The organism is Bacillus sp. EB106-04-02-XG92, from assembly GCF_058791995.1.
Genome location: NZ_JBYTEA010000003.1, coordinates 159,806 through 178,342 on the forward strand (window position 1 = coordinate 159,806; position 18,537 = coordinate 178,342).

15 protein-coding genes and 2 pseudogenes are annotated in these 18,537 nt (G+C 37.0%); 13 read left to right on the forward strand and 4 right to left on the reverse strand.

The window, feature by feature from the left end; all coding sequences use genetic code 11:
- The first annotated feature begins 105 nt into the window (after positions 1 to 105).
- The 4 genes and pseudogenes from AC3WVA_RS09710 to aceA all read left to right on the forward strand — a co-directional run bounded on the left by AC3WVA_RS09710 (position 106) and on the right by aceA (position 4,740).
- Positions 106 to 762, forward strand: coding sequence for an S-layer homology domain-containing protein (locus tag AC3WVA_RS09710; protein ID WP_048526630.1), 657 nt, complete (start codon positions 106 to 108; stop codon positions 760 to 762).
- Between the two features lie 126 nt (positions 763 to 888).
- A pseudogene (locus tag AC3WVA_RS09715) lies at positions 889 to 1,657 on the forward strand (S-layer homology domain-containing protein).
- A 192-nt stretch (positions 1,658 to 1,849) separates the two neighbouring features.
- Complete coding sequence (gene aceB / locus AC3WVA_RS09720) at positions 1,850 to 3,439, forward strand: malate synthase A (RefSeq protein WP_098880661.1); 1,590 nt, start codon at positions 1,850 to 1,852, stop codon at positions 3,437 to 3,439.
- A 23-nt stretch (positions 3,440 to 3,462) separates the two neighbouring features.
- Entirely contained in the window at positions 3,463 to 4,740 is a 1,278-nt protein-coding gene (aceA, locus tag AC3WVA_RS09725; RefSeq protein ID WP_064476845.1) for an isocitrate lyase, read from the forward strand.
- Between the two features lie 92 nt (positions 4,741 to 4,832).
- Here aceA and AC3WVA_RS09730 read toward each other — a convergent pair whose 3' ends face one another.
- Positions 4,833 to 5,624 (reverse strand): phosphotransferase, encoded by a 792-nt coding sequence (locus tag AC3WVA_RS09730; RefSeq protein ID WP_098521067.1) that lies wholly within the window; start codon positions 5,622 to 5,624, stop codon positions 4,833 to 4,835.
- Positions 5,625 to 5,989: 365 nt separating this feature from the next.
- Here AC3WVA_RS09730 and cspA point away from each other — a divergent pair, with 365 nt between their 5' ends.
- Both cspA and AC3WVA_RS09740 read left to right on the forward strand, forming a co-directional pair.
- On the forward strand, positions 5,990 to 6,193 hold the full coding sequence (cspA, locus tag AC3WVA_RS09735) for an RNA chaperone/antiterminator CspA (RefSeq protein WP_000301518.1): 204 nt from the start codon (positions 5,990 to 5,992) through the stop codon (positions 6,191 to 6,193).
- 116 nt (positions 6,194 to 6,309) lie between these two features.
- Positions 6,310 to 6,477: pseudogene (locus AC3WVA_RS09740) on the forward strand (IS5/IS1182 family transposase); the annotation flags it as partial.
- Positions 6,478 to 6,605: 128 nt separating this feature from the next.
- Here the strand turns inward: AC3WVA_RS09740 and AC3WVA_RS09745 are convergent.
- Entirely contained in the window at positions 6,606 to 6,806 is a 201-nt protein-coding gene (locus AC3WVA_RS09745) for a hypothetical protein (protein ID WP_098344769.1), read from the reverse strand.
- A gap of 236 nt (positions 6,807 to 7,042) precedes the next feature.
- Positions 7,043 to 7,228, reverse strand: a complete 186-nt coding sequence (locus tag AC3WVA_RS09750; protein WP_098344768.1) for a hypothetical protein — start codon at positions 7,226 to 7,228, stop codon at positions 7,043 to 7,045.
- Between the two features lie 284 nt (positions 7,229 to 7,512).
- Here AC3WVA_RS09750 and AC3WVA_RS09755 point away from each other — a divergent pair, with 284 nt between their 5' ends.
- The 7 genes from AC3WVA_RS09755 (at position 7,513) to AC3WVA_RS09785 (ending at position 18,061) form a co-directional block, all read left to right on the forward strand.
- Positions 7,513 to 8,094 carry a competence protein ComK gene (locus AC3WVA_RS09755; RefSeq protein ID WP_048526644.1) on the forward strand — a complete coding sequence of 194 codons (582 nt, stop codon included), beginning with the start codon at positions 7,513 to 7,515 and terminating at the stop codon, positions 8,092 to 8,094.
- Between the two features lie 224 nt (positions 8,095 to 8,318).
- Positions 8,319 to 8,915, forward strand: a complete 597-nt coding sequence (locus tag AC3WVA_RS09760; protein ID WP_098344767.1) for a DUF4306 domain-containing protein — start codon at positions 8,319 to 8,321, stop codon at positions 8,913 to 8,915.
- A gap of 278 nt (positions 8,916 to 9,193) precedes the next feature.
- Positions 9,194 to 9,787, forward strand: coding sequence for a TVP38/TMEM64 family protein (locus AC3WVA_RS09765; protein WP_048526648.1), 594 nt, complete (start codon positions 9,194 to 9,196; stop codon positions 9,785 to 9,787).
- Positions 9,788 to 9,843: 56 nt separating this feature from the next.
- Positions 9,844 to 10,407 carry a signal peptidase I gene (gene lepB, locus AC3WVA_RS09770; protein ID WP_048526650.1) on the forward strand — a complete coding sequence of 188 codons (564 nt, stop codon included), beginning with the start codon at positions 9,844 to 9,846 and terminating at the stop codon, positions 10,405 to 10,407.
- A gap of 116 nt (positions 10,408 to 10,523) precedes the next feature.
- Entirely contained in the window at positions 10,524 to 14,039 is a 3,516-nt protein-coding gene (addB, locus tag AC3WVA_RS09775; RefSeq protein WP_429603900.1) for a helicase-exonuclease AddAB subunit AddB, read from the forward strand.
- Entirely contained in the window at positions 14,036 to 17,761 is a 3,726-nt protein-coding gene (gene addA / locus AC3WVA_RS09780) for a helicase-exonuclease AddAB subunit AddA (RefSeq protein WP_098521069.1), read from the forward strand. Before addB ends, addA begins: the two co-directional genes overlap by 4 nt.
- A gap of 12 nt (positions 17,762 to 17,773) precedes the next feature.
- Entirely contained in the window at positions 17,774 to 18,061 is a 288-nt protein-coding gene (locus AC3WVA_RS09785) for an RNA polymerase alpha subunit C-terminal domain-containing protein (protein ID WP_000255723.1), read from the forward strand.
- Positions 18,062 to 18,154: 93 nt separating this feature from the next.
- Here the strand turns inward: AC3WVA_RS09785 and AC3WVA_RS09790 are convergent, their stop codons facing one another.
- On the reverse strand, positions 18,155 to 18,532 hold the full coding sequence (locus tag AC3WVA_RS09790) for a DUF1433 domain-containing protein (RefSeq protein ID WP_048526657.1): 378 nt from the start codon (positions 18,530 to 18,532) through the stop codon (positions 18,155 to 18,157).
- Between the last annotated feature and the right edge of the window lie 5 nt (positions 18,533 to 18,537).

An 18,537-nucleotide genomic window follows, 5' to 3' on the forward strand; every position in this document is an offset into this window, starting at 1 on the left:
AATGAAGTTCATTTTATTTGAAGATACTTCATATGTAGTATGGATAACTTTGTGTGATCTATTATATTTCTATTTAACATAAAATAGAAATAGGGAGAGAGGACAATGAAGAAAAAAATATTGGGTGTAATGATGATTGCGACAATGGTAGGCGGTATATTTGCAGGAACGAATGTGGCGCCTGTAAAAGCGGAAGAATATCCGGAAATGATCGTATTTGATGATGTTCCATACGGATTTTGGGCATATGATGCTATTTTAGATTTAGCTTATAATAAAATAATAGTTGGATACGGAAACGGAAAGTATGGTGTTGGAGACCTTACAACACGTGAACAAGTGGCTGGAGTTATTTACAAAACACTTGAAATGAAAGACGAAGGGGCAATAGCGAATCCATACAAAGATATTTCCGGCAGTTCAACTGATTTCCAAAAGGAAATTTTAGCGTTAACAAAACGTGGCGTTTTTAAAGGTGATGCAAACGGAAACTTTAGACCGAAAGCACCAATTACTCGAGCTGAAATGGCAGTAGTAATTCAAAAGGCATATACTTTTGAAGCAAAACAAAAGCATACATTTAAAGATGTACCAAAAGGACATTGGGCAGAAGAGGCAATTAGTGCACTGAAATCTAATCAAGTTGTGACAGGGACTGGAAAAGGGATGTATGAATTAAATCGCCCTGTACCGAGAGAACAATATGCTCAGTTTATAAACAATGCGATTATTAATTATCATTTGAAAGAGGATTGGAAATAGAGTAAAACAAAAAACACAAATAAATTATTTGTGTTTTTTGTTTGTGTAATGGAGAATTATTATTCATATTTATGTATTTTTATTTTTGTACATGAGCTTTATAATCAACCCCATAAAAAAGACACGATGTGTAATATGATTCATAAAAACGTCACGAAATGTGTCGGAAAATCTATTGTCACTATACCATTTGTTATGTATATTTTGAAAAATATATACATATTGGGGAGATAATTTGATGAGCAAAAAATTATTAAAAACAGCTACGGCATTAACAATTATGGGTGGGGTGTTGTTCTCAGCAGAGAGTAACAATGTAAAAGCAGAAAGTGCACCGCTACAAAATACAAATCCAATTGTATTTAAAGATGTACCAAAAGGACATTGGTCAGAAGAGGCAATTCATAATTTAGCGGAAAGCGAAATTATTTTTGGATATGGAAATGGGATATTCGGTTTTGGAGATGACGTTACACGTGAGCAAGTTGCAGCTTTAATTTATCGTGTATTTGATATAGAAGAACAAGATGAATATGAAAACCCATATGGGGATATCGATGAAAACTCAACAAACTTTATTGAAGAGATATTAGCTTTAACGGAACTAGAAATTTTTATGGGAGACGAGCATGGAAACTTTAGACCGAAAGCAACGTTAACTCGTGCGGAAATGGCGCAAGTTCTTACGAATGCTTTTGATTTACAAGCAAAGGGATCTCATACGTTTAATGATGTTTCAGCAAATTCATGGGCAACAAATGCAATTAGTGCAATTCAAACAAATGGTATTACGGCGGGAATCGGAGATAATAAATTTGGTCCGTCTATGAAAGTGAAAAGAGAACAGTATGCACAGTTTTTATATAAAGCAATGCTGCACAATCCTGAACAGTAATAAAGTAATACAAAAAAGACCGTTGTTATATAACAATGGTCTTTTTTGTATGAAGTAAAGCGCGAAAGAAACGCATTTTGAAAAAAAAAGAAATGAATTTTCAAAAAAAACTTCCTTTTCTGAAGATTTGTTATATAATATAAAACATAAAATCAAATCTGTTATAAAACAGTTTAAGAAGGGGATGCTAATATGTCGACGCAAACTTCACGGGTTACATTGCCCGGAGAAATGTTACCCGCGTACAACGAAATATTGACACCTGAGGCGCTTAGTTTTTTAAAGAAACTACATGAAAATTTCAATGAGCGCCGCATAGAACTTTTACAAAAGCGTGCGGAGAAACAAAAGAGAATTGATGCAGGAGAGTTTCCGAAGTTTTTAGAAGAAACAAAGAACATACGTGAAGCGGATTGGACAATTGCCAAGTTGCCAAAAGATTTAGAGGATCGCCGCGTAGAGATTACTGGGCCAGTAGATAGAAAGATGGTTATTAATGCTTTGAATTCAGGAGCACATCTTTTTATGGCGGATTTTGAAGATTCGAATTCACCAACTTGGGAGAATGCGATTGAAGGTCAAATAAACTTACGAGATGCTGTGCAGGGAACGATTTCACATAAAAATGAAAACGGGAAAGAATATCGTTTAAATCGTAAAACAGCTGTATTAATTGTGCGTCCAAGAGGCTGGCATTTAGAAGAAAAACATATGCAAGTTGAAGGGAAGAATATGTCTGGTAGCTTAGTAGATTTCGGACTTTATTTTTTCCATAATGCGAAAGCTCTTCTAGCAAAAGGAAGCGGTCCATACTTTTACTTACCGAAAATGGAAAGCCATTTAGAAGCAAGGTTATGGAATGACGTTTTCGTATTTGCTCAAAAATATATCGGTATTCCAAACGGAACGATTAAAGCAACGGTATTACTGGAAACGATTCACGCTTCATTTGAAATGGATGAAATTTTGTATGAGCTTAAAGATCATTCTGCCGGATTAAATTGCGGAAGATGGGATTATATTTTCAGTTTTCTAAAGAGTTTTCGTAACCATAATGAATTTTTACTTCCAGATAGAGCGCAAGTCACGATGACCGCGCCGTTTATGCGCGCGTATTCTTTGAAAGTCATTCAAACGTGTCACCGCCGTAATGCACCAGCTATTGGAGGAATGGCAGCACAAATTCCGATTAAAAATAATCCAGAAGCGAATGAAGCAGCTTTTGAAAAAGTGCGTGCAGATAAAGAGCGCGAAGCTTTAGATGGTCATGATGGGACTTGGGTTGCCCACCCGGGACTTGTACCAGTCGCGATGGAAGTATTTAATCACATTATGAAAACACCGAATCAAATTTTTAGAAAACGTGAAGAAATACATGTTACAGAAAAGGATTTATTAGAAATACCAATGGGAACGATTACAGAAGAGGGACTTCGCCTCAATATTAGCGTAGGCATTCAATATATCGCATCTTGGTTAAGCGGGCGGGGAGCAGCGCCAATTTATAACTTAATGGAAGATGCGGCAACAGCGGAAATTTCTAGAGCACAAGTATGGCAATGGATTCGCCATGAAGGTGGAAAGCTAAATGACGGCCGTAATATTACGCTCGAATTGATGGAAGAGTTAAAAGAAGAAGAATTAGCAAAAATAGAAACAGGGATTGGTAAAGAAGCCTTTAAGAAAGGGAGATTCCAAGAGGCGACAACGTTGTTTACAAATCTCGTTCGGAATGATGAATTCGTACCATTTTTAACATTACCGGGTTATGAAATTTTATAAAAAATGAAAAGGGGATGGAACAAATGAAAAACGAAAGAATCGAGAAATTACAAGAGAGCTGGGAACTAGATACGCGTTGGAAAGGAATCACACGTCCATATTCAGCAGAAGATGTAATTCGCCTGCGCGGGTCAATTGATATTGAACATACGTTAGCACGCCGCGGTGCTGAAAAGCTTTGGTCATCGCTTCATACGGAAGATTACATTAACGCACTTGGCGCATTAACAGGAAACCAAGCGATGCAACAAGTAAAAGCTGGACTAAAAGCAATTTATTTAAGTGGATGGCAAGTAGCAGCTGATGCGAACCTTTCTGGACATATGTATCCAGACCAAAGTTTATATCCAGCGAATAGCGTACCTGCTGTAGTAAAACGAATTAATCAAACACTTCAACGTGCGGATCAAATTCAGCACATGGAAGGAAGCGGTGATACAGATTATTTCGTGCCGATTGTAGCTGATGCAGAAGCTGGATTTGGCGGACAATTAAACGTATTTGAACTAATGAAAGGTATGATTGAAGCAGGTGCATCAGGTGTACACTTTGAAGATCAATTATCTTCAGAGAAAAAATGCGGGCATTTAGGAGGAAAAGTATTACTACCGACGCAAACAGCGGTACGTAATTTAATTTCGGCACGTCTTGCGGCAGATGTAATGGGAGTGCCGACAATTATCGTTGCAAGAACAGATGCGGATGCAGCAGATTTAATTACGAGCGATATCGATCCAGTTGATAAAGCGTTTATTACAGGAGAAAGAACTCCAGAAGGATTTTACCGTACGAAAGCAGGTCTTGATCAAGCAATTGCACGTGGTTTAGCATACGCTCCTTACGCAGACCTCGTTTGGTGCGAGACGTCTGAACCAAATTTAGAAGATGCAAAACGATTTGCAGACGCAATTCATAAAGAACATCCAGGGAAATTGCTTGCATACAACTGTTCACCTTCATTCAACTGGAAACAAAAACTAGATGAGAAAACAATTGCAAGCTTCCAAAAAGAAATTGCATCTTACGGTTATAAGTTCCAGTTCGTAACACTAGCTGGGTTCCACTCATTAAACTACGGCATGTTTGAATTAGCACGCGGCTATAAAGAGCGCGGCATGGCAGCGTACTCTGAACTACAACAAGCAGAATTCGCAGCAGAAAAACACGGCTACTCTGCAACTCGTCATCAACGCGAAGTAGGAACAGGCTATTTTGATGAAGTAGCACAAGTTATTACAGGCGGTACTTCATCAACGACAGCATTAAAAGGATCTACAGAAGAAGCACAGTTTACAAAATAAAAGGAAGGGGCCCCTTTTTGAAGGGTGCCCCTTATTATTTTTCACACGATTCGACAAAGGATATCGACTTACCGACAAAAAAGACAATAGGATTAAATCCACTCAGCTCCATGATTACGAATAAACTCTATATCTTTCTCGTAATGCTCTAAATGCCCCTCATCAATCATTCTTTGGAAATTCACATCGCCTTCTTGTGCTTTTCTTTTCATATATGTACATAACGCTTCTAATCGTAGTAAAACCATTCCTAAGTAATCTTCGTCCATATTTTTCCCGTAGGACTGAACAAACAATTTCACTCTTTCTTTTATACGATCAGCATGTTGTGCCGATTCATAATGAACTGCCTCGCCTGTTTCTGTATAATATACTCTGCTTAAAGGAACACAAGTATAAAGCGTATAAGCGATATCCCAAATTCTCGGACCAGGAGCAGCAACATCGAAATCAATAATGCCTACTGGTTTTTCATTATTAAAAATAATATTATATATAGCAAAATCGTTATGGCATACAACCTCAATATTATTTGGAGTACGATCCATCGGTTTCCATTCATTTAATAACGGAAAATCACTTACCGCATCATGATAAAGGCGAAGCATCTTTGCTATTTCTTTTAAAACATCATTAGATCGCATATATTCTTTTAACGGATAATTCCCGGCTTCTCCTTCAACAAAAGATAAAATCTCTCTATCTTTTTCATCTACACCTAAAAACTTTGGAGCGTGCTGAAATCCTTTCTTTTCTAAATGTTGTAATAGCTTATGAACCTTTGTACTGCCAGGCTTTAATTCTCGCCGAACAGTATTTTCAGAACGATGTACATTTGAGACGTTTCCCCCTGTAAGCTTTTCTTCGTTTGTGTAGTTTGACATATAATCCCCTCCAATATAATTATATTGTAACACCTCAGAACAAGGGATGTAATCGCATTCAAATGATGTATATGTTCATTCTATAGTGAATTCAGCATGTGTTAAAATCAAATATTTACGAATGTACAATCAATTTAATTTGTCAGTTATTTTCAAAAAAGATTGTACATTTTATTTTAATGTGCTATGATAATGTCAGTTGAATAGTTAAATTAAGCAATCCATATGTTATCAAGTGCCGAAAACGAACGAGAAAAAGTATGTGAGAACTAGTTTATGTTTCGTATTTGATAATGTGTGGATTCTTTTTTTAGATAGGAAAACTAAAAAAATTAAAATTTGTATTTTCTTAGGAGGAAATAATTATGGCAGTAACAGGACAAGTAAAATGGTTTAACAACGAAAAAGGATTCGGTTTCATCGAAGTTCCAGGCGAAAACGACGTATTCGTACACTTCTCTGCAATCGAAACTGACGGTTTCAAATCTTTAGAAGAAGGTCAAAAAGTTAGCTTCGAAATCGAAGACGGTAACCGTGGACCTCAAGCTAAAAACGTAATCAAACTATAATTTTATAGTTGATGATAGAAAAAAGGATGGCTGCTGCCATCCTTTTTTTATGTTGTGGAGCAAGTCTTTCCATCTCTTTTTTTATGTCAAAATTGATGGAAAAGAAGAGATTTCTTATGATGGAGGTAGTCGAAAATCATCGGGGTGAACGCGTATCAGTTTCTATAGAAGAATTAGTTCTGCAGGATCATTTTCTACGTACGATTGAAGTAACAATTCGTTTTCATTTCATTGAAGAAAAATTACGTCCTTATAACTGTGAAAATAATGGTCGTCCTTTTATCATGCGCATTAACGGGCAGTTGCTTTCTCCTCTCAAAATTCGGCGGGAGACCAACTGTCTGTTAACGCCCAATTGTTGAGGACCGATTAAAGTTTCACTTTATTTGTTCTTAATTTTTTTCTTTACAATTTATTGTTTATTTGTTGTTCTGTCTACATCCGAAATGGGTAAATCTGCGCCATATAGGCTTTGAGTAACCTCTTTTTTGTTAGAATTTTGTTCGTCTTGAGATGACGTTTCTAACATTTGTTCTTGCTCTTTACTAGGGGTATTCAGAGCATCTGATGGGACGCTATTAATCTGTTGTCTTAATAGACTTTTTTTCTCCATATTATACAGCTCCTTTTTGGAATTAGATAAAAAACTAATGTAATCATAAATAATTACTTACATATTTTGTGTTTTGAAATGGAATTTTATACAAAACTTATATTGCAGATTTAACGAATTAAAAAGTTGCTAGTGATGTATAAAGTTGAAGTTCTTAATAAAAAATAAAATAGATACAAGGACACTCGGAAGAAAATACGAAGAAGAGTAAAAGGCTTTCCAAAATGGAAGGCCTTTTACTCTTCTTTTTCAAGTTTTTTCTTCGCGCGTTTCTTACATTCAGAGCATTTCGATTTACGAAAAGGCTTTGCGAAGAATAGTAGAATGAAAAATAAGCCGAAAATAATACTAGCTGAGTTTTTTACGATCACAATGCTGCTATTTTTCATTTGAATCGTTGGTTGCATTTCTTTTTCTTCCATAGTGAACCTCCATATATTGGATTTTTATTTTAATTATAGCAAAGTTAATTGTCGTAATGATGCGAAATGAGTAAGTAGTTGTAAATATTTATAGGTAGTATAAATACATTTTGTATAGGTTTTTTATTTTGTAATCACTATATTGTTATTTTTTAATTTAAGAGATATTTGACAAATGATAAAGTATTGTAAAAAAGCGGAGTTTGTAAACCATTTCCTTTTCATAGATGCTAAAATTATATGTGCAGCTGCTAATATAAATGGTAAAAAGGAGACAGTAGAATATGGAAAGTAAAGTAGAACGCTATGTCGAAAACTATGTGGTAAATAAAAATACAATGGCCTTACTTCCAGTTATTCTAAGTGAGAAAAAAATTGTTACACGAGTTGTTGAGATGGAAGATTCTTTTTTCGTATTTCAAAAGCCTCTAGATATTATAGAAAGAAGTTGCCGGAAGCATGGCTCTAGTTTCTTAGGCAGAAAAGAAGGAACGAAAGAGTTAACTCATATTACACATAAAGCACCCATTGCGATTAGTCCGGCAGATCAACTTTATTTTTTCCCTACTTATTCTTACTCTAGAAAAGAGTGCGCTTGGTTGTCTCATTTTTATATTGAAAGTAATAAAGAGTCAAAAGATGGAAATGTCATTGTTAGATTTATAAATGGCTTTGCTGTGAAATTAGAAATATCAAAAAGTAGTTTTGAAAATCAACAAAATCGTACAGCGAAATTGCGTACTGAATATGAAGATCGTAGAAAAAAACAAGGAAATCCTTGTTTTAAAGAGATTGATCAAAGGGATGAATCGACATTAAGACCAGCTTATGAGAAAGTATATTTTGTTAAAGAAGAGGATGCGTGAGAGGAAAAAGGATGGGGGAACTCATCCTTTTTGATTTTATTATATATCCCGTCACGCTGTAAGCTTCATAAATAAAATTTTTGTTCTTTAGTAGTTTGAAATGGGGTAAAATTACATTATAAGTGTAATTTTACCCCATATGTTTATCGCACTGTTAATATGCATCATTTTACATGAGTGGCATACATGATATTGCTTACCGTATTGTATAAAAAGGAGATGGTATGTTGAAAAGGACTATGTTATTTTGGGCGCAATATATTCTTGTTTTGCCTATATTATTGCTTACCTTTATGTTTACTGGTTTTGTTGGTAGTCAGTTAATGATAGGGGCTGACAAAAAACATTTTATTTTTACGCCTCAAAATGCAACAGAATATAGTCAAATTAGTGAGATTGATAAATTACTATTTTCTTTTTCCATTCAACCAGTTGTCACCATAGTATTTCTTCTATCGATCGTGTACATACTGACACTTCTTGTTTTTCAAATTATTGAATGCAAGAAGCAAAGAAAGATATTGCACAGTTTGCAATATATGATTCTTATACCAATTTTTATTTACTTATGGTTAGGGATAACACAATTTTCTGCAGTTAGTTTAACTTGGATAGAGAATTGGAAAGATTATCTTATATTTACTCCTGCAACTATAACGAATGAGCAAGATATATATATGGTTGATAAGTTTCTATACAAATTTCGAATGTTACCTATTCGGAGTACAGTATTAATACTATCTTTTATATATTTGTTAATACTTATTGTGATTGACAGTATACGTTTGCTAAAAAAATTGCTTGTAAGAAATAGCCAATAGAAAAAATGAACAGCTGCTACTTATTTTCTCATAAGAATAATTATTACTTTCTGTATTTTTATAATAACCATTAAGTGATAATCTGGGTACGTTGTCTAAATTAACTTCATATCCTGTCGAATATTGATAGATTATCATAGCATAATAATGAAGGAATTCTCATGAAAGATATGGAAACTTAATAATTACATCTCCATATGTCGTATCTACCATTTCCTCTTTCATATAAGCAATGATACAGTAGAGGTAGTACTTAGAGTAAAGGGGTAAAGTGTAGAATGGATTTTCAGACAATCAAAGAATATTTTTCACCAGAAAATATGGATCATATTGTTGAAAGTTATAAAGCGTTCGGACCACTGCTTGGTATTGGTTTACCGATGATAGAAGCGTTGATTCCGGCATTGCCACTTATCGTATTTGTATTGGCGAATGCTGTTGCATTTGGATTTTGGCTCGGTTTTCTTTATTCTTGGCTTGGATCAGTAATAGGTGCCTTACTTGTCTTTTTCATTATCCGCCATTTTGGCCGAAGTCGTTTCTTTTCTTTTGTAAATAAGCATGAGAGAGTACGGAAGGCAATGGGATGGATTGAAAGAAAAGGATTCGCACCGATTTTCGTCATATTTTGTTTTCCGTTTACACCGTCTGCGCTTATAAACGTTGTTGCTGGTTTATCACGCATTAGTGTAAAACAGTTTGGTCTTGCGCTCGCGTTCGGAAAGCTTGTGATGATTTTTATTTTAACGTATATCGGCCATGATTTAATGTCATTTATTCATAATCCGGTGAAATCAGTTATTGTAGCAATTGGTATTTTTATTTTATGGTATGTCGGTAAGAAAATCGAAGTAAAATTAGAACTACATTAAGAATAGTCTTCTTTGTAAAGGAAAGCTTCATTATTAAAGGATAAGGGGAGAAGTGGATGAAGAAAACTTTGAAAAAAGAAGGCATAGAGTGGATACGAACAATTTTAATTGGTGTATTATTAGCTGTATTTTTTCGAACGTTTTTCTTTTCGACGTACGTTGTAGAGGGGAAGTCAATGATGCCGACATTGCAAGATGGCAATATGCTCGTTGTAAATAAGGTGAGTTATCAAGTGGGAGACTTGAATAGGTTTGATGTTGTTGTGTTTCATGCGAATAAAAAAGAGGACTACGTAAAAAGAATTATCGGTTTACCTGGAGATCAAATTGAATATAAGCATGATAAACTATATATAAACGGACAATTCGTGGATGAACCTTATTTAGAGAAATATAAGAAAGAGATAAATGGACGACAACTAACAGGTGACTTTACGCTAGAAGAGTTAACGAAGGAAAAAACGGTGCCACCTGGATATATTTTTGTAGTGGGTGATAACCGCCTCGGGAGCTGGGATAGTAGACACTTTGGATTTGTAAAAGCTGATACAGTTGTCGGTAAAGTTGATTTACGATATTGGCCAATTCAAGAGGTGCAAACGAATTTTTCAAAAGGTTGATATAATAGATAGAAGTATAGAAAAAGGCAAACTACTCTGTTTGTCTTTTTTCGTGTCCTATAATACAATTATAGTAGCAAACTAACGTTCGTTATGTAAGTGAAAGGTGGGGTTACATGTCACTTCGATTTGTAATTGGTAGAGCGGGAAGTGGAAAAAGTACACTTTGTTTACACGAAGTGCAAGAAGAGTTAAAGCAGCGTCCAAGAGGGGAAACAATATTATATCTTGTGCCAGAACAGATGACATTCCAAACGCAGCAGGCATTAATTAGTAGTGAGGATGTAAGAGGTTCTATTCGGGCACAAGTTTTTAGTTTTTCACGATTAGCGTGGAAGGTGCTGCAAGAAGTTGGCGGAGCGAGTCGTCTTCACATTGATGAAGCGGGCGTACATATGTTACTTCGTAAAATTGTAGAATCTCGTAAAGATGGATTATCGGTGTTCCAAAAAGCAGCGGAGCAAAACGGTTTTTTTGAACATCTTGGTAGTATGATTGCGGAGTTTAAACGTTACAACGTGACGCCATCTAACGTATATGAAATGTGGCAACAATTAGATGCGCATAGTAGCAGTGCCGAACAAAAGCTATTAGCGAATAAAGTGTATGATTTACAACTACTATATGATGATTTTGAGCGTGCTTTAATCGGAAAATATTTAGATTCAGAAGACTACTTGCAATTGCTAGTCGAAAAGCTTCCGCAGTCTGAATATGTAAATGGGGCTGAAATTTATATAGATGGATTTCATTCATTCTCACCGCAAGAGCTAGAAATTGTAAGACAGCTTATGATTTGCGGAGCGAGAGTGACAATCACGTTAACACTAGATGAAAAAACGTTAGCACAGCCAGTAAATGAACTAGATTTATTTTATGAAACGACGTTAACGTATGAAAAAATAAAACAAGTAGCACGTGAAGAGAAGATAGAAATTGAAAAAACGATTCCGCTTATGGAACAACCGCGTTTTCATTCGCAATCATTAGCGCATTTAGAAACGCATTACGAAGCTCGTCCAAATGAAAAGTTTCACGGAGAAGCGAGTGTAACGATTAGTACAGCAGCGAATTTACGAGCTGAAGTAGAAGGCATTGCGCGTGAAATTCGTAGACTTGTGGCAGATGAAGACTATCGTTACCGAGATATCGCGGTACTTCTTCGTAACGGGGAAAGTTATTATGATGTAATGCGAACGCTATTTACAGATTATAATATCCCGCACTTCATCGATGAAAAGCGCCCGATGTCACATCATCCGCTAGTAGAATGCATTCGTTCTGCACTCGAGATTATTAGCGGGAATTGGCGTTATGATGCAGTGTTTCGCTGCGTGAAAACAGAGCTTTTATATCCATTAGACGTAAGAAAAGAAACGATGCGTGAAGAGATGGATGAGTTTGAAAACTACTGTTTAGCTTATGGTGTACAAGGGAAGAGATGGACTTCTGAGGATCCGTGGATGTATCGCCGCTATCGTTCTCTTGACGATACGGACGGGATGATTACAGACAGTGAACGTGAAATGGAAGAGAAAATAAATCGATTGCGTGACGTTGTAAGAACGCCTGTTATTCGTATGCAAAAAAGACTGAAGCGTGCGGGAACAGTTATGCAAATGTGCGAAGCTGTTTACTTATTTTTAGAAGAGCTTGACGTTCCGAAAAAGCTAGAAGCATTACGTATTCGTGCAGAAGAGAGCGGAGATTTCTTATTTGCGACAGATCACGAGCAAGTATGGGAAGAAGTAATGAGTCTTCTTGATACGTTCGTAGAGATGCTTGGCGAAGAGAAAATGTCACTTTCTATGTTCACAGACGTTATGTCGACAGGTCTTGAGGCGCTTCAATTCGCCAACATTCCGCCGTCATTAGACCAAGTGTTAATTGCGAATATTGATCGTTCAAGATTATCAAATGTGAAAGCAACATTTGTCATTGGCGTAAATGAAGGAGTTATTCCAGCAGCACCGATGGATGAAGGTATGCTTTCTGATGAGGAAAGAGACGTTCTTAGTGCTGCAGGTATCGAATTAGCGCCAACGACGAGACAAACTTTATTAGAAGAACAGTTCGTTATGTACCAAATGGTAACGAGAGCAACTGAGAAATTATACATTTCTTGTCCGCTTGCAGATGAGGAAGGAAAGACGTTACTTGCTTCTAGCTTTATTAAGAAAATAAAAAGAATGTTCCCTGATGTGAAAGATACATTTATTACGAATGACGTAAATGATTTATCCCGTTCGGAACAAATTTCATACGTAGCAACGCCAGAAGTAACGTTATCTTACGTTATGCAGCAACTTCAAACGTGGAAGCGATACGGATTTGAAGGGAATTTAGACTTTTGGTGGGACGTATATAACTTCTACGTTACTTCAGATGAATGGAAGCAAAAAAGTAGCCGCGTATTATCAAGCTTATTCTACCGAAATCGTGCGCAAAAGCTAAGTACAGTTGTAAGTAGAGATTTATACGGAGATAAAATAAAAGGAAGCGTCTCTCGTATGGAACTATTTAACCGTTGTGCGTACGCTCATTTCGCGCAGCACGGTTTATCGTTAAGAGAGCGTGATATTTTCAAACTGGATGCGCCAGATATCGGCGAATTATTCCATGCAGCGCTGAAGAGAATTGCAGACAGGCTATTACGTGAAAATCGTACTTGGGCAGACTTATCAATAAAAGAATGCGAGCATCTTTCTGTTTTAGTAATAGAAGAGATTGCACCGTTATTACAAAGACAAATTTTATTAAGTTCAAACCGCCATTTCTATTTAAAACAAAAATTGCAGCAAATCATTTTCCGTACGTCAATCATTCTTCGTGAGCACGCGAAATCAAGTGGTTTCGTACCAGTTGATTTAGAAGTACCATTCGGTATGGGCGGTACAGGATCGCTTCCGCCGATGGAATTCTCATTACCAAATGGTGTGAAGATGGAAGTAGTTGGCCGTATTGACCGTGTTGATAAGGCAGAAGATGAAAACGGGACATACCTCCGTATTATTGATTATAAATCGAGCTCAAAAGCGTTAGATTTAACGGAAGTGTACTACGGATTAGCACTTCAAATGTTAACGTATTTAGATGTTGTTACTTCAAATGCACATACGTGGATGAAAAAAGGCGGAACGGCTTCACCGGCTGGTGTACTGTACTTCCATATTCATAACCCGATTGTTGAGATGAAAGGTGACGCATCTGAAGCGGAAATTGAGAAAGAAATTTTAAAGAAATTTAAAATGAAAGGACTCGTGCTAGGAGATGCTGACGTTGTTCGTTTAATGGATAACAAACTTTCAACAGGAAGCTCTGATATTATTTCTGCTGGTCTGAAAAAAGACGGTAGCTTTAGTGCGCGTTCAAGCATTGCAAGTGAACAAGAGTTTAACGTACTGCAAAAATATGTACACCATACGTTTGAAAATATCGGAAAAGATATTACAGAAGGTGTGATCGATATTGCCCCTTATAAAAAAGGGAATAAAGCGGCGTGTACGTTCTGTAACTTCAAATCTGTTTGTCAGTTCGATGAATCACTTGAAGATAACCAATTCCGTACGCTAAAAGATATGAAAGATAGCGAAGCGATGGAGAAAATTAGAGAGGAGGTTGGCGGAGAATGATAGAAAATTGGCCTAAAAAACCAGAAGGTAGTCAGTGGACAGATGACCAGTGGAAAGCCGTTGTAGCGAACGGACGTGATATTTTAGTCGCGGCAGCAGCTGGTTCAGGGAAAACAGCAGTATTAGTTGAACGTATTATTAAAAAGATTATAAATGAAGAAAACCCAGTCGATGTCGACCGCCTGCTCGTTGTAACATTTACGAATGCAGCGGCGCAAGAGATGAAAAACAGAATTGGGGAAGCGTTAGAAAAAGTATTAATTGATGAACCAGGCTCTCAGCACATTAGAAAGCAGCTGAGCCTATTAAATAAAGCTTCTATTTCGACGATCCATTCCTTTTGTTTACAAGTAATTAGAGGATACTATTACATGCTTGATGTTGATCCTCGTTTCCGCATTGCGAATCAAACGGAAAATGAATTGTTAAAAGAAGAAGTGCTAGATGACATATTAGAAGAAGAGTACGGAATTGAAGATAATACGATATTCTTTGAGCTCGTTGATCGTTATACGAGTGATCGTAGTGACGATGATTTACAGCGTATGATTTTAGCACTTCATACAGAATCAAGAGCGCATCCAAATCCGGAAAAGTGGCTCGATAAATTAGTAGAAGCATATGACGTGGAAGGAAAGACAATTGAAGATTTAGTGTATGCTTCTTATTTATTAGAAGATGTGAGATTCCAGCTTGAAACAGCGGAACAGCATATTCGGAAAGCGACGGAACTCGCAATGCTTCCTGACGGTCCAGCGCCTCGCGTTGAAACACTGCAAGCAGATTTAGCTTTACTTGGAACGTTATCATCAGCCGCTCGTGAATCGTGGACAAGCGTGTATGAAGCGATGCAAAACGTATCGTGGCAAACGTTAAAGCGTATTAAGAAAAGTGATTACAATGAAGATATTGTAAAACAAGTAGACTCTCTTCGTAATAAAGCGAAAGATGAAGTGAAGAAATTACAAGAAGAGTTATTTAGCCGCAAACCTGAAAGTTTCTTACGAGATTTTCAAGATATGCACCCAGTATTAGAAAAGCTTGTTCAACTTGTAAAAGTATTTACAGAGCGTTTCCAAGCGATGAAGCGAGATAAAGGAATGGTCGATTTCACAGATTTAGAGCATTTCTGTTTACAAATTTTAAGTGAACATAGTGAAAACGGTGAAATGAATCCGTCAGCAGTAGCGCTTCAATATCGTAATAAATTTGCTGAAGTACTAGTCGATGAATATCAAGATACGAACTTCGTACAGGAATCTATTATTAAATTCGTAACGAAAGATTCTGAGAGTGAAGGAAACTTGTTCATGGTAGGTGACGTAAAACAGTCAATTTATCGTTTCCGACTAGCAGAACCAGGTTTATTCCTAGGAAAGTATAAACGCTTTACACAAGAAGGATCGGGTGGCGGAATGAAGATAGACTTAGCGAAAAACTTCCGTAGTCGTCATGAAGTGCTAGCAGGTACAAACTTTATCTTCAAACAAATTATGGGCGAAGAAGTCGGAGAAATCGACTACGATGCTGACGCTGAATTGAAGTTAGGTGCTACCTATCCAGAAGGTGAAGATGTAGCGGCTGAACTACTATGTATTCAGCAAACGGAAGAAGAAGTGCCAGAAGGTGAAGAAGGTGCCGAAGTAGAAAAAGCACAGCTTGAAGCTCGACTTATGGCGCAGCGTATTAAAGCGATGGTTGATTCAGGTTATGAAGTGTATGACCGTAAAACGGATAGTATGCGCCCTGTACAATACCGTGACTTCGTTATTTTGCTTCGCTCTATGCCGTGGGCGCCGCAAATTATGGAAGAGTTAAAGTTGCAAGGAATTCCAGTATACGCTGATCTTGCGACTGGTTACTTTGAAGCGACAGAAGTAAATATAATGATGAACGTATTCCGCGTGATCGATAATCCGATGCAAGATATTCCGCTTGCAGCAGTGCTTCGTTCACCAATCGTTGGATTACATGATGAAGAACTTGCAACGCTTCGTGCCCACGGAAAGAAAGGTTCGTTTTATGAAGTAATGAGCTCATTCTTAAAAGGAGCACCGCTTGAAGAAGAAAAAGAACTACATGATAAATTAGAGTGGTTCTATAACTTACTACAAGGATGGCGTGAATTCGCACGTCAACAGTCTCTTTCTGATTTAATTTGGAAAGTGTACGGTGAGACAGGTTATTACGACTTTGTCGGTGGTTTACCAGCCGGAAAGCAAAGACAGGCAAACTTGCGTGTCTTATATGACCGCGCAAGACAATACGAAGCAACATCGTTTAGAGGACTATTCCGCTTCTTACGTTTTATTGAACGTATTTTAGAACGCGGTGACGATATGGGTACGGCGAGAGCTTTAGGTGAACAAGAAGACGTCGTTCGCATTATGACGATTCATAAAAGTAAAGGGCTTGAGTTCCCAGTCGTATTCGTAGCGGGGCTTGGTCGCCGTTTTAATACACAAGACTTAATGAAACGTTTCTTACTGCATAAAGACTTCGGATTCGGTTCGCAATTTATCGATCCGCGTAAACGAATTAAATATACGACATTATCGCAACTAGCGATTAAGCGTAAAATGAAAATGGAATTAATTGCGGAAGAAATGCGCGTATTATACGTAGCGTTAACGCGTGCAAAAGAGAAGCTAATTTTAATTGGAACAGTGAAGGATGCAAATAAGGAAATGGAAAAATGGCTTGATGCGAGGGAGCATAGTGAATGGTTATTACCAGACCATATACGTGCCGGAGCGTCTTGTTATTTAGACTGGATTGCACCTTCATTATATAGACATCGTGATAGTGAAATGCTTCTTGAATTAGGACAAGGTAGTATTCCGGCTGAAATTTATGGGTATGACACTAGCTGGAAAGTAGAAGTTGTGGACGGTAATACGTTACTTGCGCCAGAACCGGTTCAAGAAGAGAAACAAGAATTACTAGAAGCACTTCGTGAGAAAAAAGCTGTTCCCCTGCAAAGTGAACGAAAAGATGAAGTGTACGACAGATTAATGTGGAAGTACGGATATGGGGAAGCAGCATCTCACCGTGCGAAACAATCTGTTACGGAAATAAAGAGAAATTATCAATCTGAAGAAGGTAGCGATAACGCCTTTATTAAAAAACTACGTGCGCCAATTCAAACACGCCCTCGTTTTATGGAGAAAAAAGGATTAACGTACGCTGAAAGAGGTACGGCAGTTCACGCTGTTATGCAGCATGTTGATTTGAAGAAGCCGATTACAGAAGAAGTGATTCGGGAACAAATTAATGGCATGGTCAATAAAGAGCTATTAACATTCGAACAAGCAGAAGAAATAGCAATCGAAAAAGTCATTTCATTCTTTGACAGTGATCTAGGTAAAAGAGTATTAGCGGCGAAAAGCGTTGAGCGTGAAGTACCATTTACGATGATGCTTGCAGCAGAAGAAGCATATCAAGATTGGCAAGGAAAGAGCGGGGAATCAATTCTTGTTCAAGGGGTTATTGACTGTATGATTGAAGAAGAAGACGGTATTACGTTAATCGATTTTAAAACGGATACGATTGAAGGGAAGTTCCCAGGCGGATTTGATCAAGCGAAACCAATTTTAGAAGATCGATATAAAGTGCAACTTTCTTTATATGCAAAGGCACTTGAAAAAAGCTTACAACATCCTGTGAAAGAGAAATGTTTATATTTCTTTGATGGGAATCACGTTGTAAATATTGAAGAATAGAGGGGCTTGAAAATGGTGACGGAAAAAACGTTAAGAACTTGTGAACAGGGACACGAGTACTATAAGAGTAGCGATTGTCCAACTTGCCCAACCTGTGAGAAAGAGAGAAAACCAAAAGAAGGTTTTCTCTCTCTTCTTTCAGCGCCAGCAAGAAGGGCATTAGAACACCATGGAATTCAAACTGTAGAAGAACTTTCAAAATATAGTGAAAAAGAAATTTTAAAACTGCATGGTATGGGACCTGCGTCTTTGCCGAAGCTTAGGAAGGCTTTGGAGGAGAGCGGGTTATCATTTAAATAAAAAGAGTATTATATAACTTCCTCAGTCCTTATGAAAAACGTACCGTTGCATTCTTCTTAAAACGGGACGCAAAAGAGAAGAGTAGTGTAAAGACTACTCTTCTCTTTTCTCTTCTTTTTCAATTTCGGTTACAGATTTTGCAGGTTTTTTTATCAATTCATCTAATTCTCCAGAACATGTGAATTTGTCTTCAAAGTTTTCAGTCGTGCTTATACGGGCTATAAAATCTAATTTTTCATCATTGTTTATATAACCTTTTAATCTAGGAACGCCCATCGGACTTACACTGTGCTCCTTAAATGTAATTGTTTTTGCATCCTGAATATTATAATGTATATATTTTTCTACTCTTGCTTCTTGCGCCTTCCAAAACTTTTCTTCCTGTTCTTTATGTTTTAAGTATTCCATAGTAAAATACCCTCCTGCTATAATGAAAATAACAAATGTAAAAATTACCAATTTAGTTTTCATAGGAT